Consider the following 23,156-nt stretch of genomic DNA (forward strand, 5'->3'; position numbering starts at 1 on the left):
GGGCCCTCAGGTTGAGAATCCTCGTGCTGGGATCCAAGTACGGGAGGCGCGCGGCCCGCACCATCGACGCCCGGTCCGAGCACGAGGCCGAGTTCCTAGAGGTGAACGAGCCCCCGGAGAACGTGATCCTGGACGAAGAATCCGCGGAACGACTGATCCCGGCCGAAATCGCCGGGTTCGACCTGGTCGTGTGCTACCTGAGGCACCCCGACCTCCAACTGGCCCTCGCCGAGCGGACCGATGTCCCCATCTACTACGCCCTACTGCCTGAGCCCGCCCTCCGCCGCCAGATCCGGGACCGTCACGACGCCGTCGCCTTCGCCGACCCCACCCCGTGCTCGATGCTACCCGACACCGGGGTGGACGCCGTCGACCGACTCCTGGAGCGGTTCGGCCGCCCCGAGGTGCGGGTCGAGGTCTCCTCGGGCGTCATCGAGTCCGTGGAGGTCGTCCGGGGCGCCCCCTGCGGGGCCACCTGGGCCGCCGCCGACCGGGTGGAGGGGATGGAGGCGGGCCGGGAGGCCGTGAACACCTTCGTGCTGACCGCCTGCCACCACTGCGTGGCCCCCCGGCTTGGCAGGTACGAGTCCAAGGACGTATCCTCGTACTACCACGGCAAGGCGCTGGCCGACGCCCTCGGGATCGAGCTGGACGTCAGCCTGGAGGACCTCGAGTCCCCGCTCTAGAACAGCTTGATCCCGAGCCCCATCAGGATGAACTTCAGCGACACGTACAGGAACACGACCCCGAAGATCAGCTTGATGCCCCACGGCTCGATCTTCTCCGTGGTCTTGGCACCCAACTTCACCCCGGCGATCGTACCGAGGCCCAGGATCGTGCCGCCCAGGACGTCCGTGACGCCCTGGGCCATCTTGTACGAGGCGGAGACCGTCGCCATCGGGATCATGCTGATCATGGACGTGCCCACGGCCAGGTGCACCGGCGCGTCCAGCAGGTAGATGAACGAGGGCACCAGCGCGTATCCTCCTCCCAGTCCCAGGATGCCGGTGAGCACGCCGATGAAGAACCCGATCGCGGCCTTAGCGCTCGCGCTACCCGGGATGTGATCCGCCTCGGACCCGGGGATCCGCTTGATCCCCTCGTAGATCATCCGCACCGCCGCGTACAGGAAGGCCGCGCCCAGGATCAACTCCAGCACCCTGGCGTACCCCATGATCGCGGCGAAGATCACGGAGCCCGCCAGCGCCCCGATCGCGCCCGCGGCCAGGACCACGGCCGACGTCTCGTAGTCGATGTTCCCCAGCTTCCCGTGGGAAATCGCTCCGAACGTGGCCGTCCAGACCACCGCGAGCACGGTCGTACCAATGGCCTGAGCCACCGGGTACTTCATCAGGAACACGAGCATCGGCAGCATCAGCACGCAACCACCGGTCCCAATGATGCCACCCAGGTACCCGGCGATGAACCCCGTACCCACCAGCTCAGCCACCTTCAGCGCCGTCAACGTCGCGGGCATCGCAACCTCCCCAGGGTGATCATGCGATTTCAAGAGTTTTTTAATATTTCGAGGTTAGTTGAAGATGTCAACCCGCCCCAGGCCGACGATCCCCATCCCGCTCAGGATGAACCTCAGCGACACGTACAGGAACACGACCCCGAAGATCCCCTTCAGCGTCCACGGCCTGACCACCCTGGTGACCCTGGCACCGAACCTAGCGCCGACCGCGGTCCCGAGGCCCAGGATCGTGCCGCCCATGACGTCCGTGAGGCCCTGAGCCATCTTGTACGAGGCGGAGACCGTCACCATGGGGATCATGCCGATCATGGACGTGCCCACGGCCAGCCGAACCGGGGCCCCCATCAGGTAGACGAACGAGGGTACCATGACGTAGCCCCCGCCCAGGCCGAGGACGCCCGTGAGCACCCCCGTACCGAACCCCAGGAGGACCTTGGAGGTGACGCTCCCGGGGACGCGGTCGACGTCGGAGTCCGGAACCCTGCTCAACCACTCGTAGAGCATCCGGATCGAGACGAACAGGAACGCGGCCCCTAGGGCCGCTCGAAGCGCCCCGGTGTGCCGCATCACCAGCGGGAAAATCGCGGAGCCTATCAACGCCCCGATCGCGCCCGCGGCCAGGACCACGGCCGACGTCTCGTGGTCCACGTTGCCGATCCTGGCGTGGGACATCGCCCCGAACGTGACCGTCCACACGACCGAGAACACGTTCGTGGCGATGGCCTTCGGTACCGGGTACCCCAGCAGGAACACCAGCAGCGGCAGGATCAGGACCCCTCCGCCCACGCCGACGAGCCCGCCCAGGAAGCCCGCGGCGAGCCCCGTTCCCACCATTTCAACCACGGTCGAGGCCGTCGGCCCGATCAACGGCGGCACCCTCGTTTCAGAATCTTTTTAATGATTCAAGGAGCTTTGAGGATCTGGGGATCCCGTTGCGCAGGAAGATTCTAGTGCCCTTCGACGGGTCGGAGCCGGCGGAGACGGCCCTGAAGTGGGCCCTGCTAGACGCGCACGATCACGGGTTCCCGGTCAAGGTGCTCTACGTGGTGGATGAGCGCTCCGTGGACCTCGTCGCCGGGTTCGCCGCCCGACGGGAGAAGGTGGTTGAGGAGCTGAAGAAGGAGGGGGAGAGGACGCTGGAAGAGGTCGACCGCATCGCGGAGGACCTGGGTGTGGACGTGGAGATCGAGAAGAAGATCCGCGTCGGCGTGCCGTGGAAGGAGATCGTGAGGGAGGCGGAGGAGGATGAGGACGTGAACCTCATCGTGATGGGGTCTCACGGTCGAACGGGTCTGGAGCACGCCGTCATCGGCAGCGTGGCGGAGAACGTCATCCGGCACAGCCCCGTGAACGTGCTGATCGTGAAGCTGGAGGAGAGGATCAAGGAGAGCGTCGAGACCGCTAGACCATCTTAAGGCCGCTGAGCACCATCTTGGCCCCCACGATCGCCAGCACCACCGAGAACGCCCTCTTCACCCTCCTTCCTCCCATCCGGTTGGACAGCTCGGCCCCAACGTAGGAGGATAGTAGCATCCCGGTCACGATCGCCGCCGCGGCCCACGGGTTCACGTACCCCTTGGACCAGTACTGGGCGGCGCCGGCCAGCGCGCTGATGGGCACGATCACGGAGGAGGTTCCCACGGCCAGCATGGTGGGGAAGTTGAGGAACGAGGACATGACCGGAACGAACAGCATGCCACCACCGGACCCGGTGAACCCGCTGAAGGCGCCCACGCTGAACCCGGCCAGCGAGGCCGTGGTTGGATCGTCCCGGATCTCGCCACCGTCTCTCTCCCTACGACCGTCCGTCAACACTCGCAGCGCCATCGCCGCGCACGCTCCTCCCAGAACGAGCTTCAGCAGGTGCTCCGGGGCCTGACAGGCCAGGTACCCGCCCAGCTGGGCCCCCGCGACGGCGCTGATCCCGAACACCGGGGCCATGCTCACGTGAACGTTGCCCCGCTGGAAGTGGCGGAACGCGCCCGTGAAGCCGCCGAAGCTCACCGCGAGCAGCGTCGTTCCGAGCGCGACGTGCATGGGCATCCCGACGGAGTTGAGCAGCGGTACCAGCAGGAACCCTCCGCCGACGCCGAAGAGGCCGGAGATCAGCCCGACGAGGCCTCCGATCCCCAGGTACGTGAGGGTCGCGAAGCCCTCTATCATCGGGCGTCGAGGGCCCCTAGGCGGCCTGTGACCCGATTATCGGCCCGGCCGCGCCGAGCCCCCATTTATTAAGTTATCGCCCCCGATCCTCAAGCGTCCTGGACGCGGTGCCCACAACGTTCCCCTTCACGGTCGGGATGCGCCTCTCCACCCGGTCCAGGAACCGCCTCACCTCCTCCCTCAACCCCTCCCCGGCGAACGGGCAGACCTCCTCCGTGCTCACGACCCTGACCCCGAGCCGCTCGGGAAGGGCCCGCGTCACCTCCTCCGGGCACCGAACGAGCGGCCGGAGCAGGCGCGGGCCCCTCCGCCACGAGCCCACGTAGCCCAGCAGCTTGATCCGTCGGTACCCGGAGAGCAGCGAGAGGAGGACCGTGGCCGCCGCGTCGTCCAGCGTGTGCCCGAGCGCGATGTAGTCGAACCCCCGCTCCTCCGCCAGCCTCCCCAGCTCGATCCTCCTCAGCGTCCGGCACGCGTAGCAGACCTTACGCGCCCGCATCTCCTCCCGGGCCCTCATCACGTCCTTCTCCGGCTCCAGCCTCGTGACCTCGATCCCCAGCCTCCTGGCCTGGGCCCGAACGACGTCCCACGCCCCGACCTCGCGCCCGTCCACCCGCACCACCACGTGGGCTCCCTCCACCTCCCAACCGTACTCCTCGGACAGCGCCGAGAGCCCGTACGCCGTGGCGAGGCTGTCCTTACCCCCGGACATGGCCACGAGGATGCGGGAGCCGGGCCGGGGATGCCCCGACCGCTCCAGGCACTCCCGGACCTTCCGCCTCACCGTTGACGCGGGGTCCTTCGATGCGCGTTCTCGGGATCGACCTCGCGGCAAAGGCCGACAACCCCACCGGGTTCGCGACATGGTCGGGCGGGGCGATCGAGTGCTGGTCCGAGCCCGCGGACGACCAGCGCGTCCTCCGGCTTGCCACCCGGGCCCGGGTGGTCGTGATCGACGCCCCACTCACCCCATCAGACGGCCCCTTCCGACGCCGGGACGAGCGCTTCCGTGAGTTCGCTCCCGTCCTCCCGCTCACGCTGCCGGGGATGAGGAGGCTGCTCCGGAGGGGCGTGCGGTTGGCCGAGCGGTTGAGGCGCCGGGGCGTGCGGGTCTACGAGACGTTCCCCCGGGCCGCCGAGCGGCGGCTTTCCCTGCGGGGTGAGTGCCCGGACGAGCACGCGCGGGACGCGGCCCTGTGCTGCGGGGTAGGGGTGGCGATCGTGGAAGGGTGGGCGGAGACGTTCGGTCGCGAGCCCCGGGCCGCCCTGCCCGGGCGGAGGGAAACGCTCCGCATCAGAGCTCGAAGCGCTCCTCCCGCCTGATCACCACCTCCTTGGGCTCGCCCTCCTCCACCCGCACGATGACCTCGCCGGAGTGCCCCTTCTCCGCGAGCCGCTCGACGGCCTTGCCGACACCCTCCAGCGCGGAGTGGCGTCCCAGCTCCTCCTTGTACTCCTCGTACAGGAGGCCGATCAGGTCGCGCAGCGTGCGCATGAGGTCGGGCACCTCCTCGTCCAGGAAGTTCGCGACTTTCTCCCACTCCCAGCGTTGGAGGCACTTGGTCACGAGGAGGAGTTCCTCCTCCCGGGACAGCTCCAGCCGGTCCTCCGTGTCCAGGAAGTGGGTCTTGACGAGCTCCCGGATCGCGTCGGCGGCGATCTCGTACGTGTGGACCATGTCCACGTACTTCTTGAGCCGACGGAGCTGGCCGTCCGTGAGCGCGGGCCGGTACCGGTGCGGTGACATCGGGGTCAGCAGGAGCCGGGCGACCTCGGGCTCCAGGTCGCGGTGCGTCTCCCCGAGCCAGTCCACCAGCTTGAGCCGGAACTCGAAGTTGGCCCGCTGGATGATCTCCCGCGCCTCGTCCGAGATGGGTCGGATCACGGCCACGGAGTACTCACCGCTCACCGGGTTCCGGTTCGGGCTGATGTGCACGGGCACGAAGTCGTTCTTGAGCCAGAACCGCGTCAGCTCCTCGTTCGCTCCGAAGCCCGTGCCGATCCAGTCGAAGTCCTTCTCCTCGCACACCTTGGCTAGCTCCTCCAGCGCCCGCGAGCCCAGCCCCTGACGCATCACGTCCGGGTGGGTCGCGATCCGGACGATCCGGTACCCCTTCATCCGCGGGAACTCGAGCGCGTCGTGGTGCTGGACCATGAGGTCCGGGATCACGTTCCCGGGGGGCCGGTACCCCTTCCGCATCTTGACGATCACGTCGCGCGGGATGGACCCCTCCCGGGCCACCTGCAGGGCCGTGACGATCTTCCCCGTCTCCGTCTTGAGCGCGTACGCCTCGTGGTGCGGCGCGTCCGCCAGCACCATCACGTCGCTGGGCCGGTTCCGGTAGTGCGCCATCACGTAGATGCCGATGAACTGGCGCAGCTCCTCCTCGCCCTCCTCGTCCTCGAACCAGAACCGGAGGTCCGGCTTCTCGAGCCGGACCCGCTGGCGCCGCACGCACTCGAGGTCCTCCTCGTCCAGCTCGGCCGGCTCGGCGTCGAGCAGCAGCGTATCGAACAGCCAGCGCTCGATGGGATCGTCCGGGTCGTACCGGATCGGCTCGTGCATCTTGAACTTGATCAGCCGCACGTCGTCGCGCCGCTCCACGCTCTGAAGGAACCGGACCGAGAAGCCCCGTCCCGCGCCCTCGTACCCGTGGATCGTGGACGAGTACACCACGAGGTCGTTGTTGTCCAGGATCCGGTGCAGGATGGGCACGTGGATCGAGGCCGCCTCGTCCACGACCATCAGGTCGCACTCGATCTCGGCCGCGTCCGACGGGCGCTCGTACTCGACCACGAACTCGTCCGTCTCCACGTAGACCACGTTCCCGTCCTCGTCCTCCTCGAACTCGTACTCCACCCCCAACCGGTCCAGCGCCTTCAGTAGGAACTCGAAGAGCACCCCCACGTTCTCCGGCTCCGAGGCCGTGACCACCACGTCGTACACGTCCTCCGAGACCGTCCCCGCCCCGGCGATGGCGAGCCCCAGGAGCGCGGACTTGCCCCGGCCCCGGTCGGCCGTGAGAATGAGGGCCGTCTTGCTCCGGGCCCGCAGCAGCTCCTCGAACCGGGTCAGCGCCTTGAACTGATCCTCCGTCGCGCACATCCGGTAGACCTCCTCGGGCAGCATCGCGCGCTCCGGTGGCTCCACGTCCGGGGCCTCCCGGCGCTTCACCTCCACCTCCAGCTCCGGCTCCTCCCTCGGCTCCGGCCGCGCCTCCCACTCGTCCGTGTTCACGATCCAGATCCCGTCGTGCTCCTCCAGCTTCCGAATGAACCGCCGGTTGAACCGCTTACCCACGTGGTCCAGGGTGTACGGGGGCGTGACCAGGCTCTTGTGGAAGGCCGTCCACATCCGCCGCCACCGCTCGAACGGGGGCGTGAGGAGCAGGACCAGCCCGCCGCCGCGCACGGTCTCGATCAGCCGACCGATCGCGTCCGGATCCAGCTCGTAGGACAGGTCCATGACCAGGATGTCCCAGGTCGTGCCCAGCACCCGCTTCGAGCGCCCGAACGTGAGCGCCTCGAGCTCGTAGTCGACCCCCACCTCCTCCAGGAAACCCTCGAACACGTCCCGAAACTCCTCGTACCGCTCCCGCGCGTACGTGCCCTCCTTCAGGCTGTCCGTCACGTAGAGCACGGACACGGGCCGATCCCTCACCTCCGAGAGCACGTCCGCGGCCCCGGCCGCCACCGCGCCCGCCGCGGCCGCCTTCAGCTCGTCCCCCTCGAACACGATCATCCGCCGGTGCCGGTGGGCCAGCGCCTCCGCCAGCGCCTCCTCCCCGACGTCGAGCACCACCTCGTCCACGTCCGCGTGGTCCAGCAGCGCCTCATCGAAGCACACTTCAACACGCTCACCCATCGCTCACCACCCCCGGGGGATGACGACGGACCACGGGCCGAGCCCGGTGAGGAGGGTCCGCGCTACCGACCCCCGCGGGGGGAAGGACCCTGCTCCCCCGGGTCATGGTGGGGACCTCGCCGTTCCTGGGCGCGGGACAATTCGGGCCTCGCGCGCTCGAGTACCGACGGCGGTTCTACGAGCGGCCCGACAACATCACGCGGCTCGTGGAGTACTGCGCCGAGCGGCACGACGTTCGCGGCGTCCAGGCGCTCGCGGACCCCGTGATCGCGCGAGCGCTCCGGAGGGTCGAGCACGACCTTGAAGTTGTCGCCGTCGTCGGCCTCGGACCGCTCCGCGAGGACGCGCGCACGATCGAGGGGATGAACCTCCGGGCCGTCCTCCTGCACGCCAGCCGGGTGGACGGCCGGGACCCGGACGACGTGCTCCGCGACCTCGACCGGCTCCGCGACCGATTCGGGGTGCCCGTGGGCATCGCCACCCACCGACCCGACGCCACCCTCCCCGCCTGGGAGGAACGCGACGGCGTGGACGTGTACATGGTGCCGCTGAACCCAAGGGGCGCCTTCATGGGGGATCGGAGCCGGGTGGAGGAGATCCTGGAGGACACGGACCGAACGGTCATCGCGAAGAAGGTCCTGGCCGCGGGCGCCGTTCCCCCGGAGGAGGGGCTCCCGTACGCCTCCCAGTACGCCGACGCGGTCGCGGTCGGGATCACCTCCCGGGAGGAGGCGGACGAGACGCTACCGATCGCCCGACGGTGCTTCGGATGATGAGCCCCTCGGGAGCGGACCCACGTGAAGAGACGTTCCAGCGCTGACTAGAGGTCCAACTTAACCTCCCGCACCCGCCGCAGCAGCACCCGCTCGCCGGTCCTGACCTTACCCTCGAACTCGACCAGGACGGCGCCGCGCGTCCCGTGCGTGTCCACGATCCGCCCCTTCACCCCGCCCTCCGTCTCCACCTCCTCACCCACCAGCCTCTCCGCGTGCTCCTTGTTGAACGCCAGCCCGTCCACCACCGCCAGCCCCTTCCCCATGTGGTCCGGGTTCGTAACCCGACCCCGCCGCTCGGACACGCGCTTGAACGTCTCCCGCCGCTCCGTGCCCGACACCCGGCCCGCGCCCGCGATCCGCAGCTTCGTGGGGGGAAGGTCCATCTTCACGAGCACGACCGGGTCGCCCTCCCGCACCGCCACCGGCTCATTGAGCCGCACGTACAGCTCTCCAGACTCGCCGGGCCGCAGCTCCTCCCGCAGGAACCCGTCCTCGTGCGGGACCACGTACCCCGGAACCGAGCGCAGACCGACGTGCACGTGCACCATGGTCCGGGTCCCGAGCGACTGCGGGAACAGCGGGTGCACCTCCACGCCCTCCAGATCCAGGTCGCGCGTCACCTTCAGGGAGTCCGACTCCGCCAGCTGATGGCCCCGCTCGATCTCCTCCTCCCTCACCCCGCGCAGCGCCATCCCCACCCGATCACCGGCCCGGGCGGCGTCTAGATCCCGGCCGAAGCACTGAATCGACTTCACCTCCACCACCTTGCCCGAGGGGTACAGGACCACCTCGTCCCCCACCTCCACCTCCCCGGACAGGATCGTCCCCGTGACGACCGTGCCCGCCCCCTTCACGTGGAACGCGTGGTCGATCGGCATCCGGAACGGCGCGTCCACGTCCCGCTCCGGGGGCTCCAGCACCTCCAGCAGCGCCTCGCGCAGCTCGTCGATCCCCTCCCCCGTCTTCGCCGAGACCGGGACGATCGGGGCGTCCTCCAGGCAGGTGCCCCGCAGGACGCTCCGGACCTCCTCAACGCGCCGCTCCACCGTGCTCTCGTCGACCAGGTCGACCTTGTTGAGCGCCACGACGCCCCGATCCACCCCGAGGTAATCGAGGACGACCAGGTGCTCGCCCGTCTGCACCTGCGGCCCCTCGTCCGCCGCCACGACCAGGATGGCCGCGTCGATGATCTCCGCGCCCGCCACGACCGTCCGGATCAGGTCCGCGTGCCCCGGGGCGTCCACCAGCGTGACCTCGTAATCGCCCAGCCGGAACGAGGAGAAGCCCAGGTCGATCGTGATCCCCCGCTCCCGCTCCTCCGGGTGCTTGTCGAGCGCCGCGGTCGAGGCCTTCTCCGTGAGCTGCGCGGCCAGCGCCGTCTTCCCGTGGTCGATGTGGCCGAACAGCCCCACGTGAACCATCTCCGGCATCCCCTCACCCCCTACCCCTCAGGATGCGCACGGGCTCCTCACCGGAGAGCTCCCGGGCGTTGAGCAGCAACGCCTCCGCGCCCATCGGGGTCACGCCGTACACCGGGATGCTGCGCCCCGACTTCACCAGGTAGGCCCGCTCGCACGCCCCCTTAACGGCCTCGGACGGGCACCCCGTGACGATGTCGCACGCGCGAACCAGCCGGTCCGCCCCACGCTCGTCGAGCCCCGAGGTGTGCACGGCCGCGATGAGCACGTCCCGGCCGAACCCCTCCCGGATCCGCACGGCCTCGTCCGGGTCCACCACCGTCACGGCCACCGGCGGCTCGAACTCCTCGAGGGCCGTCTCCACGCCCTCCACCTGGTCGATCCGCTCCAGCACCGTGCACCCGAGCCGTTCCGCCCGCTCCACCACCTCCGGGATCGGGTCCGTCTCCACGATCCCCGAGACCTCGCCCCCGATCCCTTGCACCACGGACGGGCGGTCCGTCACCACGGTACCCAAGCAGTCCGACACCACCACCGCCGCGTTGACCAGCCCGTAACGAAGGCACACCATGAGCGTCTCCGAAACGCCGAACGGGGTGTACCGCCGGCAGGACCTCAGCCGACGCTCCGGCGTGAACATCCCCAGCTCCCGTGCCTTGCGCAGAACGTGCCGCTCCGCGGCCTCCGGGGTCAGCCGCTCGAACCCCTCCCGGGACCTCATCAGCGGGCACTCCTCGATGATCGGCTCCCCGCGGGCCTCGGCCCGAACCTCGCCATCCTCCCACACGACTCGCACCGGCACCCGTCCCAGGCACTCCATCACGTGGGCGTACCGCGCCACCGACGATCACGCCCCGGGGGGACCCGGGTGAGGCTGCGCCCGGTGGGCGAGGTCTCCGAGGCGGGGGACGAGCGGGCCACCTTGACGATCTACAGGGAGTACCGACGGTGCCTGGAGGGGCTCGAGGACTTCTCCCACGCCTGGGTGCTTTGGTGGGGTCACGAGTCCGACCGATCGGTGCGCCGGGTGCGACCCTTACACGGCCGGGCGCCTACGATCGTGGGCGTGTTCGCCAGCCGCAGTCCCGACCGACCCAACCCCGTCCTCCTCACGCTCTGCCGGCTCCTCGACGTGGACCCGGGGCGCGGTCGGGTGAGGGTGGAGGGGCTCGACGCCCGCGAGGGCTCCCCGGTGATCGACCTGAAGCCGTACCTGCCGGGCTACGACGAGCCGGAGGGCGACGTCCGCGTGCCGGAGTGGTTCAAACGGGCTCGCCGGCCTCCTCGAACTCGATCTCGCCGTCGATGAGCCCGCGTAGGATCTCCGGCAGCTCGTCCACGGGCACCCGAACCTGCTCGGTCGTGTCCCGGTCCCGAACCGTCACCGTGTCCTCCTCGAGCGTGTCGTGGTCGACGGTCACGCAGTACGGGACGCCGATCTCGTCGGCGCGGGCGTACCGGCGCCCGATGGAGCCCGAGTCATCGTACTCCACCGTGAACCCTTCCTCGCGCAGCTCCCGCGCGATCCGCCTCGCGTACCTCACCATGTCGTCCCGCTTGAGCAGCGGGAACACGCCCACCTCGATCGGCGCCAGCCAGGCGGGGAAGCGGAACATCCCCTCCTCCGGGTCGAAGTTGTGCTCGAGCACGCAGTACAGGATTCGGTCGATCCCGTACGAGGGTTCGACCACGTGCGGGTAGAACCGGCGCCCGGTGACCTTCTCCTCCACGATCTCGTAACAGTCCGGCGGCACCTCGACCTCCTCACCGTCCACCTCGACCGTCAGGCCGCCCTCCAGCTCCTCCTTCGACTCCGCCTTGATCCTCCTCAGCTCCTCCGCGATCTTCGGGGCGTCCGACTTGAACTTCGGGCCCAGTTTCTCCATGATCGGCTCCGGTCGGTAGACGATCCGGGGCTCGTCCAGCTCCTCGAACGCCCGGAGATCCTCCCCACTGTGCTCCGAGTGGCGCCGCAGGTCGTAGTCCGTCCGGTCCGCGATGCCGACGACCTCCACCCACCCGAACCGGTCCAGCCTCACCTCAACGTCCCAACAGTCCCGGGCGTAGTGCGCCCGCTCCTCCGGCAGGTGCTGCCGCGCGCGGATCGCGCCCTCGTCGATCCCCATCTCCACCAGCATCCGCTTCGTGAGGCCCAGGAAGTAGCCGATGGGCTGGCTGACGAGGCCCTCCTCGACCGCCTCCTCCACGCGCATCTCGAGCATCTCGCCGTCGTCCTTCCGCTGCTCCTCGATCGGGTAGAACAGCAGCCGCTCCCGCTCGTAATCCCACCGACCCGGGTAGCGCTTGTCCTCCGGGTCCAGGAACACCTCCGCCTCGGCCTGCGTGAACTCGCGAAGCCGAATCACGCCCTGACGCGGGCTGATCTCGTTCCGGTACGCCCGGCCGATCTGCACGACGCCGAACGGCAGCCTCTGCCGGGCCCACCGGTACAGGTCCTTGAACTGGATAAAGATGGCCTGCGCCGTCTCGGGCCTCAGGTACCCGTCCCGACCCTCCTTCGGCCCGATGTTCGTACGGAACATCAGGTTGAACTCCGTCACCTCACCCAGCTCGCCGCCGCACTCCGGGCACCGCAGGTCGTGCTCCCGGATCAGCCGCTCCAGCTCCTCGATCGAAAGGCCCTCCGCGTCGATCCCCAGCTCCTCCTCCACCAGGTGATCCGCCCGGAAGAACTCCCCGCACTCCCGGCAGTACGTCATCGGGTCGATGAAGTGATCCACGTGGCCCGAGGCCTCGAACACCTCTCCGATGAGCAGCGTGGGGGCCTCGATCTCCATGAACCCCTCGCGGTACACGTAGTACTCGCGCCACTTCTCCTCGATCTTCCGCTTGAGCAGCGCGCCCAGCGGGCCGTAGTCGTAGAAACCCCGGGCCCCACCGTAGATGCGGCAGGAAGGCAGCAGGAACCCGCGCCGGCGGGAGACCTCCATCACCCGCTCGTACAGGTCCCGGTCCTCCCGCCTTTCCTCGCTCAACCCCGGCTCCCCCTACACCTCGTACACCGCCTCCGCCACCCCGTAGACCTTCAGCACGTGCTCCTCGGAGACCAGCACGACCCGCCGACCGTCGCGCGCCAGCCGCTCCAGCTCCTCACCCTCAAACTCCTCGGCGCCCACGACGATCAGCAGGTCCCGGCCCTCACCGTTCACGTCCTCCGGAAGGAGCTCCAGGTCGTCGTCCCCCACCGCGCCAACGTCCGCCCCCCGCCGGACCCACCGAAGCGACCGCACCGCCGCGCGGAGCACCTCGGCCACCCGGTCCGGGTCTCGCATCACGATCCCCACGCGCGCCCGCCGCCGAAGGCCCAACAGGACCTCGCGCTGCCGCTCGTCCGGTCGGAACCCGTACGGCTCGGCGCCCGCCGCCTCCAGCACCTCCTCGGCGGCGCGCCCCGGGTCCTCGGACGACGTGATGTACCCGCCCACGATGACCGCGTCGACGCCGTCCAACCCCTCCACCTTCTCGGGCGTGAGCCCCCCGGCCACGGCCGTCCGGTACGGACACTCGCCCACCCCGGCCCGCTCCAGCAGCTGCTCGCCCGTGACGGACTCGTCGATGGCCGCGTGAATCAGCAGGTAATCCGGCCCGTCCGACAGGCCGTCCACCTTCCTCAGCACGTCGCCCGGCTCCGCACCGATCGTGTCCACCAGCGCCCCCATGCCCAGCTCGTGCGCCCGGGTCACGAACGACTCGATCGTCTCCTCCGGGGCCGCCCCCAGCACGCACCCGAGCCCGGCGCCCCGGGACGCCACCAGCTCCGCCTCCAGCGCCCCCGTGTCCATCGTCTTCGTGTCCGCCACCACCGGACGCTCCGGGAAGCGCTCGACGAGGGCCTCCACCGCCCGGACGCCGCAGGACTTGATAAGCGGGGTGCCGGCCTCGAGGAGGTGAATGCCGGCCTCGGCGCACGCCTCCGCCAGCTCGATCGCCCGGGAGAGCGAGGTCACGTCCAGGGCGACCTGCGTCAGCATGCTCCCTCCCCCAGCTCGCGCAGCACCTCGCGGAACTCCCCCGGATCGGCGTCCGTCTTGACCACGGACCGCCGGGAGTAGTGCGGCCTCAGGGCCCGACGCCCCCTCTCCCGCAGCCCCTTCAATACATCTTTCAGCCGCGGGACCCGGGGCAGTCCCAACCGCGACGCCCACCGGTGCACGTCGTAGCTCCAGGGAAGCAGCCCTACCTCCTCGGCCAACCGCTCCAGCAGCTCACGAGCCCGCTCGAGCCCCAGGCGCCCCGCCACCTCCGCCGCCCGGCGGGCCCACGCGCGATCGACGAAGTCCTCCAACCAGAGCGGGCCCAGGACGGTGAGCCCCTCCCCGCACTCCGGGCACTCGTCCTCGCCCGGCTCGACCACGGCCGTGAACCCGCACTTCCGGCAGTGCCCCACGTGCCCCAGCCGCCTCAGCGCCCTGTCCGCGCGCCTCGCCCCGCGCCGCACCCGGCCCACCACGCGCACGTGATGACGCTGGAAGAACGCGACGAGGGGCTCGAACGCCAGGTCGTACTTCGCGCACGTCCTCACCACGTACGAGAGCAGGGCCCGGATGGCCACCTCCTGGTAGAACTCGACCCGCTCCACCTCCACCCAGTACTTACGGCGCGCCGCCCGCGGGTAGCGACCCGCGAGGGCGGAGACGTCCGTCGCGGAGACCCCGATCAGGCCCCGGTTCCGCAGGGTGCGAACGGCCGCGTCGAGGAAGGGAACGGGCGGGCCGAACGGGTCCAGGTCCACGTAGTCGAACGCGCCGGCCAGCTCGTCCTCGCACATCAGCGCGTTCGCGTCCCGGTTCTCGACCCGGCAGACGTCCTCGACGCCGTTCAGCCGGACGTTCTCCTCGATCAGCTCCACGGCCCGCTCGTTGATGTCGTTGAGCACGACCGTGTCCGGGTCGAGCTCCACCGCGATCCGGAGGCCGCGGGCCCCCACGCCCGCGAGCGGGTCGCACACGAGGCGCGGGTTGGCGGGACCGACCGAGGCCACCGTGAGGTCCCGGCTGAGGCGCATGCGCGGGTTGTAGAACACGGGATCGCGGGAGGAGGGCTGACCGCGGACTCGGGGCACCTTGAGTAGCGTCCGGCCCTCCCTGACCGTCTCGACCTTCATCGCCGGCCCCGTGACGCCCTAGTCGCGCAGCTCCACCTCGGTCCCGAGGGCCTGGCCCGGCAGGCCGCGCTCGAACCGGGCCCGCACGGCCCCGTTGTTCCCGTGCGTGTCCACGATCTTGCCCCGGATCTCCGTGCCCGTCTCCGGGTGCCTCCAGACCACCTCCTTGCCGATCAGCCGCGCCGCCTCGGACTTGCTGTCCACACCCTGAAACTCTATTATGCACTGACGGGGGTCCTGCGTGTGCCTGCCCATTCGGTAGTTCACGATCACGCCGCGCTTCACCTTCACCTCCGACATCGGGCCAACCCCCAGGGGGCCGCGGGTTGTCCAGGCTGGCCATCGAGGGCGGTGAGCCGGTGCGGGAGGAGCGTATCCCGATCGCGCAGCCGGTGATCGGCGACGAGGAGATCCGGGCCGTGGAGGAGGTGCTTCGCTCCGGGCAGCTGGCGCAGGGACCGCGCGTGGAGGAGTTCGAGCGGCGCTTCGCCGAGTACGTGGGGACGGAGCACTGCGTGGCCACGAGCTCGGGCACGACCGCCCTTCAGCTGGCGCTGGAAGCGGCCGGAATCGGCGCGGGCGACCTCGTGATCGTGCCGTCTTTTACGTTTATCGCGACGGCCAACGTCGCCCTGCACGCCGGGGCCGAGGTCGCGTTCGTCGACATCGACCTGGAGACGTACTGCCTGGACCCCGCCTCCCTGGAGGAGCTCCTCCGGAGCCTGGAGCGGGAACGCCGGCTCACCCCGCGCCGCGTCGCCGTGATCCCCGTGCACCTGTACGGTCACCCGGCCGACATGCGACCCATCCTCGAGCTCGCGGAGGAGTACGACCTCCTCGTGATCGAGGACGCGGCCCAGGCGCACGGGGCCGAGTACCGCGGGGACCGGGTCGGCGCCCTGGGCGACGCGGGTTGCTTCAGCTTCTACCCGACGAAGAACATGACCACGGGCGAGGGCGGCGCGATCACGACGGACGATGAGGACCTGGCGGAGGCCGCCGCGATGCTCCGCTCCCACGGGGAGCGCGAGCGGTACGATCACGTGGAGCTGGGCTACAACTACCGGATGACCGACATCGCCGCGGCGATCGGGCTGGAGCAGCTCAAACGGCTGGACGAGCTCAACCGGCGCCGCCGGGAGAACGCCCGGTTCTACATCCGGGAGCTGAGCGACCTAGAGCCCGAGATCCGGCTCCCCCGCGAGCGGTCCTGGGCAAAACACGTTTACCACCAGTTCACCATCCGCCTCGACCCGGACGCGCTCGAGTGCACCCGGGACGAGTTCGCGGAGGCCCTCCGGGCGGAGGGCGTCGACTGCGCCGTCCACTACCCCAAGCCCCTCCACCGGCAGCCCGTGTACCTCAAGCGCGGGTATCACACCGCGAGCCTCCCCAACTCCGAGCTCGCGGCCCGTACCGTCCTGTCGATCCCCGTGCACCCCGGGCTCTCCCGCGAGGACCTCGAGGACGTGGTCCGGGCCGTCGAGAAGGTCGTCACCGCCTACTCCTCATGATCCTCAGGGGAACCTTCCTTGCCGAGGAAGAAGTGCCCGAAGTGCGATGGGAAGGGTAAGATCAAGGCCGGAGAGCGCGAGTGCCCCGAGTGCCAGGGCACCGGCTACGTGGAGGACGTGGACATCAGCGAGCACTTCAAGGGCGCCTCCCAGCACGCGATCGAAGGGTACGACCTGGCCGGGTCCCGCGAGGTTCCGTGCCCCAAGTGCCAGGGTAAGGGCGTGATCCCGGTCTACGAGGAGTGCGACCGGTGCGGGGGCACCGGCCACATCGTCGTCTGCCGGGAGTGCGGCAAGGAGCTGGACCCGAACGCCGAGGAGGACCTGTGCGAGGAGTGCCGGGAGAAGATCAAGGAGATCCGCCGGAAGAAGCGTCCCAAGGTCAAGGTCCTGTCCCCCGCCTGCGGGTACGAGGACGTCGAGGTGGGCGAGCTGTACAAGGGCCGCGTCGCCCGCGTGGAGAAGTACGGAGTGTTCATCCAGCTGAACGACCGCACCCTCGGGCTCCTACACAAGCGCGACATGGGCGACAAGGAGCCGCAGGACTTCTCCATCGACCAGGAGGTCGTCGTGAAGGCCATCGACGTGCGGCCCGAGGAGGGCGAGATCGACTTCACGATCGAGGGGATCGACCCGCGGCCCGAGAAGTACGAGGAGGAGGTCGTGGAGAAGGACCTCGAGCGCACGTACGTGCGCGACATCGACGAGTCCAAGGTCGGCGAAACCGTCCTGCTCAAGGGCAAGATCATTCACGTCCAGCAGACGCCCGGCCCCACCGTCTTCACCCTCCGCGACGAGACCGGCAGCATCTGGATGGCCGCCTTCGAGGGACCGGGCATCCGGGCCTACCCGGACATCGAGGCGGGCGACTACGTGCGGGTGGTCGGCGAGGTCACCACCCACGACGGCCAGCTGCAGGTTGAGATCCTGGACATGGAGAAGCTCATCGGCACGGAGAAGGTGAAGATCAAGCGAGCGATCGACGAGGCCCTCGAGCGCGAGGCCGAGCCGCCCGAGGACCTCACCCCGATGGTCGAGAGCGAGGTCCTGGAGCGGCTCTGGCCGCGGATGCGCGAGGCCGCTAGGATGATCAAGCGGGCCGTGCTCGAGGGTCGCCCCATCCTGATCCGACACCACGCCGACGCCGACGGGATCTCCGGGGGCATCGCCCTCGAGGAGGCCATCCTGCCCATCCTCCGCGAGAACAACCCCGACCCCGAGGCGGAGTACCACTTCTACAAGCGCTTCCCGAACAAGGCCCCCATCTACACGATGGAGGACGCGTCCCGGGACCTCAATCACGCGCTCGAGGACGTCCACCGCTACGGCCACCAGGTCCCGCTCCTCATCCTCCTGGACATCGGCTGCACGGAGGAGGACGTCCCGGCCATCGAGGAGATGCGCTCCTACGGGGTCGACGTGATCGTCATCGACCACCACTACCCCGGCGAACCCACCGGCGAGAGCGCGGACGGGCTGCGAAAGTTCCCCATCGACGACCACGTGGACGTGCACGTCAACCCCTACGCCGCGGACGGGGACGGCAAGAACATCCCGGCCGGCGTCCTCGCCACCGAGATCGCCCGGCTCATCAACCCGGACGTCGAGGACCGCATCCGCCACCTGCCCGCCGTCGCCTGCGTCGGCGACCACGCCGAGTCCAAGGAGGCCGAACAGTACCTGGAGATCGCGGAGGAGTCCGGATACGACCGCGAATGGCTGCAGAAGATCGCCGCCAGCGTGGACTACCAGGCCTTCCAGCTCCGCCACACCCCGGGTCGTCACCTCATGAACGACGTCCTCGGCACGACCGGGAACGACGTCCGACACCGCCGGCTCGTTGAGAACCTGTACGAGCAGCACAAGCGCGCCTGCGAGCGACAGCTCCAGGCCGCCCTCTCCGGCGTGAAGGAGTACGAGTCCAACGGTATCAAGGTCGTCACGGTGGACGTCGAGCGCTACGCCCGCAAGTTCGAGTACCCGGGTCCCGGCAAGACCTGCGGCCTCGTCCACGACCTCAAGGTGGAGGAAGAGGGTGAGGACGCCAAGGTCGTCACCATCGCGTACGGACCCGACTTCGCCGTGATCCGCGCCACCGAGAACCTGGGTATCAACCTCAACGAGATCGTCGAGGAGCTGCGGGAGGAGCTCCCGGAGGCCGCCATCGATGGGGGAGGCCACGAGACCGCCGGCTCCATCTCCTTCGCCGAGGCCCACCGGAACAAGGTCCTCGAGCGCCTCGTCCGCAAGATCCTACGCGACGCCGCCTAACACCGGGCGCACTTCACCACCAACCGCTCGCTCGACGACCACAAGGGAGCGCACGTAACCAGCCAGAGCTCGTCCCGGTCCACCCCGTACGGGTCCACCCGCGCGCTCGGGCTCACCACCTCCTTCCCGTACACCCGGTACACGTACCTCCGCCCGAACCAGTACACGATCACCTCGTCGCCCCGCTTCAGCTCGTTCAACCGTCTGAACGGGGATCCGAACAGCGTCCGGTGCCCGTACAGGATCGTGATCCCGCGCTCCCCGGGCTCCGGCGTCTCCGGGTCGTAGTACACCCCATAGTCCGGAGAAATCGCGTTGATCGGCTCCCGAAGATTCAGCTTCGGGATAACCAGCTCACACCCGGGCACGGACACGGAACCGTGGTACAGCCGATACGCCAGCTCCCTCGCCGCCAGCTGGCCCAAATAAACGGTGGATGGGGCCAGAAGCAGCAGCCCCGGGACCAGGTACCGGAGCCTCACCGCCGGAGGCCCCTGTACACCAAGTACGCTCCCACCAACACCCCGATGACGGCCGCCGTGATTAGGAACAGCGACTCACCGGTCCGGTACTTGCCCACCGGCATCCCGGCACCGGCACCCTCCCTTACCATCTTGACCCCGCCGGCGCCACCGCCGGCACCGGCCCCCGGTCCGGGGGCACCCGCGCCGCCCCCGGCTCCCGGGCCACCGACCCCGGCTCCCCCACCGGCCTGACCTCCACCGGTGGCACCACCGGTTCCACCTACCCCACCGGTCCCGGCGCCCCGACCGTACTCCAGCACGTACCGGAACCGCGGGAACTCCCCGTCCTCACGACCGTTGATGACGAACTTGCCGTCCCGGATGGCTACCCTCCAGATCGCGGTCCCGTCCTCCGTGCGGTCCGGGCGCGGGTCGGCCGACGTCACCCGACCATCACTCAGCGCGATGAGCCCCGCGAAGTCCGTTTCCTCGGCGCTGTCCGTGTTGGCCTTAAGCTTGAACGTGACCTCGATCCTCTCGTACCGGCAGTCGCTCATGTTGAACGGCCATCCCGGGTTCACGTTCACCGGCAGCCCGCTGATGGGAACATCGTGCGCCTCGATGACCGCCTCCGCCCGATCACCCGACACCTTGCACTCCCGTACCTTGGAGTTGGGTATCTCCTCGACCTTGCTGACCTTCTTGGCCCCCTTGCCAACCGCCTGAACCCTGATGATCGCCTCGCTGACCACGAACGGGTCACCACCGCCGGCACCGGCCCCTCCCGCTCCCACGGACTGGGCCGCTCCGGCGGTGGCCCTCACGGCCCCGGAGGCCGCGCTACCGGCCGCCTGAGCCCCAGCGGCGGGGGCCCCGGTGGGCATCTGGCCGAGCTTCACCTGTCCCGACTCCTCCGCCACCCAGACCCCGGCTAGGACCGCCACGCTGACCACCAGCGCCGGCACGATCGATCCCAGGCGTCGCAACTTCAATTCCCCCGTAGACCCAGTCCAGCGTTTTGGTGCCTCATTTTTTAAGGGGTTTCACCGCTCCGGCATGATCCAGAAGCCTCCCCGGACCGCGGCCGCTATGAGGATCTTCGGCGTCACGGCGTCCTTGGGGATCTCCACGACCACGATCAGCTTGTCCCACGCGCGGATCCCCTCCCGCTGCTCCAGCGACATGAGCTGCCTGACGTATCCTCCCCTTTTCGCCTTCGCCAGAGCCATCGCCTTGACGAAATCCGACAGATCGATGATGCCGACAAGGGGTTCCTGAGCCCGCTGTAGGGTCTCTCCGCCGGCGGCCCCACCGGCCCCTCCCCTCCCGACCAGGCCGAGCGCCGCGGCCGGCACGACCATCTTACGGGCCGCGATGTCGACGCTGCCGGACCGGTACAGCTCCGCCGCCTTGGCGGCCGACTCCAGGTTGATCTTCGTGTTAAATCCCGCCAAACCGCCTCGAACCAGCAGTATGTACCGCACGATTCCACCGCTGATTTGGTTCGGTCCCTTCAGTAGCTCCCTGGGAACCTTGGTCTCACCCCGCTTGTGCAGCGCCGCCTTGATCACCCAGTCCACGGTCGACAGCGTGACCCTGTCCCCGACCCGGATGGCCCCGGTCTTGTTGGGGTCCGCCCAGACGGCGATCAGCACGGTCTCCGGCCTCTTGACCACCAGCTTCATCAGATCGTCCGCGGACATGGACTTCACCTTCGCGATCGCGTCCTTGACCGACATCAGCTGCGGTCCTTGTGGCGTGACCAGCTCGACCCGACCGTTCTTCTGGTTCCTCTTGATCTGCGAGATCTGGTACTTCTGCCACTCCACCGTGGCCGCTCCCACCACGTCGATGGCCTGCAGCTGCTCTATCGTCTCCGCGGACAGGATCTGCTGCTGCAGCTTCGCCCGCACCGGGGACGTGGCCAGCGGCCCCGTGAAGTACCTGTTCAGCTCCGCGAGCTTTTGCTGCCGGAGCTTCTGCAGCTGCTCCATGTACGGTCGGTAGTACAGGAAGTACCAGGCGCCGACGGCGGACCCCAGGATGACCAGGCCCAGCACCAGCGCGCCCACGATGGCGTGACGACGCTCCTCCGGGATTTCCAAGGCCGCCGTCGACGCTACTACCGCCGCACGCACCAGATCACCCCCGACAGCGCGTAATACGAGAGGATGCCCAGGATCGTTCCGGAGGAGGCTACCTCCAGCTTCCCCCTTAACCAGTCCGGGCAGAACAGCGGGCTGAACAGGAGGGCGAGCATCGAGGTGCCACCGATGGTGATCACCGCCGGGTGAGGGCGCTTGAAGCTCGGGAACCTAACGGTGGACACCATGAGCGCCGACGCGCTCGCCAGCACCGCGGGGTTGACCACCAGCCAGACCCGCGAGGGTAGGTTCGCGGTCAGGAAGTACAGGCACGAGGTGGCGGTGCCCACCCAGGGTACCGGCAGTCCCAGGTAGTACTCGTCGGGGGAGTAACCCTCGGCGCACATCGCGTTGAAGCGGGCCAGGCGGAGGGCCCCGCAGCACACCATGGCCACGGCCAGCGGATAGGCCACTAGCGCGGGCGCCATTTTCCCGACCAGGAGCAACGAGGCCGGGGCCACGGCGAACGAGATCACGTCCGCGAGCGAGTCCAGCTGCTTACCGAACTCGGACGTCTTGCGCTTCCTCCGCGCCACGAACCCGTCGATCGAGTCGGCGATGAAGGAGAGAAGGATCATTCGAGAGGATATTCCAGGCCACCCGGACAGGGACGCGAGCACGGAGATGGAGCCGAACACCACGTTGAGCGTGGACACCACCGACGGGGCGTTAAGCAGGCTGGTGATCTTCCACTTCTCGACCCGCTCTTCCACTCCTCCTCCCCTCTTTTACCCTGATTATCGGCGTCTCACCCGCCTTGACCCGGTCGCCCACCGAGACCAGGATCCGGTCCACGTGGTCCCGGGGAACGGCCACGTCCACCCTGGACCCCAGTCTTATCATCCCTATCGGCTGACCGCGCCGCACCCGGTCGCCCTCCTCCACGTACAGGTCGATCCGACGCGCGACCGTCCCCACCACCAGTCGCACGAGGAACGGCACCCTACCCTCGAACAGCAGGATCGCCCGGTGATTCTCCGTCGCCGAGGAGGACTTGAACGCGGGCACGGTGCGCCCTCGGACCCGGCTTACCTCCCGCACGACGCCGTCGAACGGCGCCCGGTTCACGTGCACGTCCAGTGGGGACATGAACACGGAGACCATCACCGGCTCGTTCAGGTAGGACTCCACCTCCTCGTCCCCGGGACCCACGTGCATGATCCTACCCATGAGACGACCGTCGGCGGCGGAGACCATCAACCTGGGGTCGCTCGGCGGCTCCCGATCTGGGTTCCGGAAGAAGAAGGCCAGGAAGCCGGCCGCTGCCAGGAACAGCGCGGAGGCGGGCTTGCACACGGGGGCGGTGATTGCGCCGAGCGCCGCGGGCGGCAGCACGAACCGGTGCCAGCCGGGCGCCAGCATGCCCGTCACTCCCGACGACAGACGAAGATGAACCCCGGCACCAGGTGAACCCACCGCAGGTACCTCCGCTCCACCCGGAGCGGCACGCCCTCGACCGCCCGCAGAAAGCGCCCCGGCCAGTGGGTGAGCTGGACCACCCGACCGCCGGGCCGCACCGACTCGGCGTAGGCCTCAAAGACCCGCCCCGGGTCGGGAAGCGTTTTGATGGGCACCGTGGAGATCACCGCGTCGGCCCGATCCACCAGGTCCGGCAGCTCCCTAACGTCCGCCCGCACGAACTCGATCCGATCATCCAGCCCCTCCTCCCGGGCCCGCTCCCGAGCCACCTCCAGCATCTCCTCGTCCAGATCCACGGCGACCACCTCGCACCCGAGCCGGGCCGCCTCCAACGCCACCACGCCCGTTCCCGTGCCTGCGTCCACCACCAGGTCCCCCCTACCCACGCCCGTGACCTCCACCATGAACCTGGCAGTCCCACGCAGCGTGGGCGCCGGAGCCCCCACTCGCAGCGGCCTCCTGATCGCCCGGCTCACGAACCTGACCACGCCCACGTCTCCGACCCCCACGGGGTGGTTAC

The 23,156-nt window shown here is 69.0% G+C and carries 24 protein-coding genes; 7 read left to right on the plus strand and 17 right to left on the minus strand.

The window, feature by feature from the left end:
- The first annotated feature begins 11 nt into the window (after positions 1–11).
- A complete protein-coding gene (locus ACXJJV_RS01125; protein ID WP_456466328.1) occupies positions 12–686 on the plus strand; it encodes a DUF166 family protein in 675 nt (224 codons plus the stop codon).
- On the opposite strand, the gene ACXJJV_RS01130 is transcribed toward ACXJJV_RS01125, so the two are convergent.
- Positions 683–1,477 (minus strand): sulfite exporter TauE/SafE family protein, encoded by a 795-nt coding sequence (locus ACXJJV_RS01130; protein ID WP_456466329.1) that lies wholly within the window; start codon positions 1,475–1,477, stop codon positions 683–685. The genes ACXJJV_RS01125 and ACXJJV_RS01130 overlap by 4 nt on opposite strands.
- A gap of 54 nt (positions 1,478–1,531) precedes the next feature.
- Positions 1,532–2,344, minus strand: coding sequence for a sulfite exporter TauE/SafE family protein (locus ACXJJV_RS01135; protein WP_456466330.1), 813 nt, complete (start codon positions 2,342–2,344; stop codon positions 1,532–1,534).
- A gap of 65 nt (positions 2,345–2,409) precedes the next feature.
- Here ACXJJV_RS01135 and ACXJJV_RS01140 point away from each other — a divergent pair, with 65 nt between their 5' ends.
- A complete protein-coding gene (locus ACXJJV_RS01140) occupies positions 2,410–2,892 on the plus strand; it encodes a universal stress protein (RefSeq protein ID WP_456466331.1) in 483 nt (160 codons plus the stop codon).
- On the opposite strand, the gene ACXJJV_RS01145 is transcribed toward ACXJJV_RS01140, so the two are convergent.
- Positions 2,879–3,640, minus strand: a complete 762-nt coding sequence (locus ACXJJV_RS01145) for a sulfite exporter TauE/SafE family protein (protein ID WP_456466332.1) — start codon at positions 3,638–3,640, stop codon at positions 2,879–2,881. The two genes, ACXJJV_RS01140 and ACXJJV_RS01145, sit on opposite strands and share 14 nt — an antisense overlap.
- 73 nt (positions 3,641–3,713) lie before the next feature.
- Positions 3,714–4,424 carry a PP-loop family protein gene (locus tag ACXJJV_RS01150; RefSeq protein WP_456466333.1) on the minus strand — a complete coding sequence of 237 codons (711 nt, stop codon included), beginning with the start codon at positions 4,422–4,424 and terminating at the stop codon, positions 3,714–3,716.
- A 20-nt stretch (positions 4,425–4,444) separates the two neighbouring features.
- Between ACXJJV_RS01150 and ACXJJV_RS01155 the strand changes: the two genes are divergently transcribed.
- Positions 4,445–4,963 carry a hypothetical protein gene (locus tag ACXJJV_RS01155; protein WP_456466334.1) on the plus strand — a complete coding sequence of 173 codons (519 nt, stop codon included), beginning with the start codon at positions 4,445–4,447 and terminating at the stop codon, positions 4,961–4,963.
- Here ACXJJV_RS01155 and ACXJJV_RS01160 read toward each other — a convergent pair.
- On the minus strand, positions 4,935–7,505 hold the full coding sequence (locus ACXJJV_RS01160; RefSeq protein ID WP_456466335.1) for a tRNA(Met) cytidine acetyltransferase TmcA: 2,571 nt from the start codon (positions 7,503–7,505) through the stop codon (positions 4,935–4,937). The genes ACXJJV_RS01155 and ACXJJV_RS01160 overlap by 29 nt on opposite strands.
- Before the next feature lie 104 nt (positions 7,506–7,609).
- Here ACXJJV_RS01160 and ACXJJV_RS01165 point away from each other — a divergent pair, with 104 nt between their 5' ends.
- On the plus strand, positions 7,610–8,278 hold the full coding sequence (locus ACXJJV_RS01165) for an aldo-keto reductase family protein (RefSeq protein WP_456466336.1): 669 nt from the start codon (positions 7,610–7,612) through the stop codon (positions 8,276–8,278).
- A 47-nt stretch (positions 8,279–8,325) separates the two neighbouring features.
- On the opposite strand, the gene selB is transcribed toward ACXJJV_RS01165, so the two are convergent.
- Positions 8,326–9,711 carry a selenocysteine-specific translation elongation factor gene (gene selB / locus ACXJJV_RS01170; RefSeq protein ID WP_456466337.1) on the minus strand — a complete coding sequence of 462 codons (1,386 nt, stop codon included), beginning with the start codon at positions 9,709–9,711 and terminating at the stop codon, positions 8,326–8,328.
- Between the two features lie 4 nt (positions 9,712–9,715).
- Positions 9,716–10,540 (minus strand): methanogenesis marker 8 protein, encoded by an 825-nt coding sequence (locus tag ACXJJV_RS01175; protein ID WP_456466338.1) that lies wholly within the window; start codon positions 10,538–10,540, stop codon positions 9,716–9,718.
- A gap of 27 nt (positions 10,541–10,567) precedes the next feature.
- Here ACXJJV_RS01175 and ACXJJV_RS01180 point away from each other — a divergent pair, with 27 nt between their 5' ends.
- Positions 10,568–11,008 (plus strand): SAM-dependent methyltransferase, encoded by a 441-nt coding sequence (locus ACXJJV_RS01180; protein ID WP_456466339.1) that lies wholly within the window; start codon positions 10,568–10,570, stop codon positions 11,006–11,008.
- Here the strand turns inward: ACXJJV_RS01180 and glyS are convergent.
- The 4 genes from glyS to ACXJJV_RS01200 are packed head-to-tail and all read right to left on the minus strand — an operon-like array spanning position 10,962 to position 15,124.
- Positions 10,962–12,650: a glycine--tRNA ligase gene (gene glyS, locus ACXJJV_RS01185; RefSeq protein ID WP_456466423.1), complete on the minus strand. Its 1,689-nt coding sequence runs from the start codon at positions 12,648–12,650 to the stop codon at positions 10,962–10,964. The genes ACXJJV_RS01180 and glyS overlap by 47 nt on opposite strands.
- 57 nt (positions 12,651–12,707) lie before the next feature.
- On the minus strand, positions 12,708–13,691 hold the full coding sequence (locus ACXJJV_RS01190; protein WP_456466340.1) for an orotidine 5'-phosphate decarboxylase / HUMPS family protein: 984 nt from the start codon (positions 13,689–13,691) through the stop codon (positions 12,708–12,710).
- A complete protein-coding gene (locus ACXJJV_RS01195; RefSeq protein WP_456466341.1) occupies positions 13,685–14,824 on the minus strand; it encodes a hypothetical protein in 1,140 nt (379 codons plus the stop codon). The genes ACXJJV_RS01190 and ACXJJV_RS01195 overlap by 7 nt, the downstream gene beginning before the upstream one ends.
- Before the next feature lie 18 nt (positions 14,825–14,842).
- On the minus strand, positions 14,843–15,124 hold the full coding sequence (locus ACXJJV_RS01200) for a 50S ribosomal protein L35ae (RefSeq protein WP_456466342.1): 282 nt from the start codon (positions 15,122–15,124) through the stop codon (positions 14,843–14,845).
- Positions 15,125–15,183: 59 nt separating this feature from the next.
- Here ACXJJV_RS01200 and ACXJJV_RS01205 point away from each other — a divergent pair, with 59 nt between their 5' ends.
- Complete coding sequence (locus ACXJJV_RS01205; RefSeq protein ID WP_456466424.1) at positions 15,184–16,338, plus strand: DegT/DnrJ/EryC1/StrS family aminotransferase; 1,155 nt, start codon at positions 15,184–15,186, stop codon at positions 16,336–16,338.
- A gap of 18 nt (positions 16,339–16,356) precedes the next feature.
- On the plus strand, positions 16,357–18,609 hold the full coding sequence (locus tag ACXJJV_RS01210; RefSeq protein ID WP_456466343.1) for a DHH family phosphoesterase: 2,253 nt from the start codon (positions 16,357–16,359) through the stop codon (positions 18,607–18,609).
- Here ACXJJV_RS01210 and ACXJJV_RS01215 read toward each other — a convergent pair.
- The 6 genes from ACXJJV_RS01215 to ACXJJV_RS01240 are packed head-to-tail and all read right to left on the minus strand — an operon-like array spanning position 18,606 to position 23,130.
- The gene (locus tag ACXJJV_RS01215; RefSeq protein ID WP_456466344.1) at positions 18,606–19,091 is read right to left on the minus strand and encodes a class E sortase; all 486 of its coding nucleotides are present in this window, start codon (positions 19,089–19,091) and stop codon (positions 18,606–18,608) included. The genes ACXJJV_RS01210 and ACXJJV_RS01215 overlap by 4 nt on opposite strands.
- The gene (locus ACXJJV_RS01220; protein WP_456466345.1) at positions 19,088–20,059 is read right to left on the minus strand and encodes a hypothetical protein; all 972 of its coding nucleotides are present in this window, start codon (positions 20,057–20,059) and stop codon (positions 19,088–19,090) included. Before ACXJJV_RS01220 ends, ACXJJV_RS01215 begins: the two co-directional genes overlap by 4 nt.
- A gap of 57 nt (positions 20,060–20,116) precedes the next feature.
- A complete protein-coding gene (locus ACXJJV_RS01225; RefSeq protein WP_456466346.1) occupies positions 20,117–21,178 on the minus strand; it encodes a DUF515 domain-containing protein in 1,062 nt (353 codons plus the stop codon).
- Positions 21,179–21,195: 17 nt separating this feature from the next.
- Entirely contained in the window at positions 21,196–21,930 is a 735-nt protein-coding gene (pssA, locus tag ACXJJV_RS01230; protein ID WP_456466347.1) for a CDP-diacylglycerol--serine O-phosphatidyltransferase, read from the minus strand.
- Entirely contained in the window at positions 21,887–22,579 is a 693-nt protein-coding gene (locus tag ACXJJV_RS01235) for a phosphatidylserine decarboxylase (protein WP_456466348.1), read from the minus strand. Before ACXJJV_RS01235 ends, pssA begins: the two co-directional genes overlap by 44 nt.
- 5 nt (positions 22,580–22,584) lie before the next feature.
- Positions 22,585–23,130: a TRM11 family SAM-dependent methyltransferase gene (locus ACXJJV_RS01240; protein ID WP_456466349.1), complete on the minus strand. Its 546-nt coding sequence runs from the start codon at positions 23,128–23,130 to the stop codon at positions 22,585–22,587.
- Positions 23,131–23,156 lie beyond the last annotated feature (26 nt).

The organism is Methanopyrus sp. (assembly GCF_053997775.1).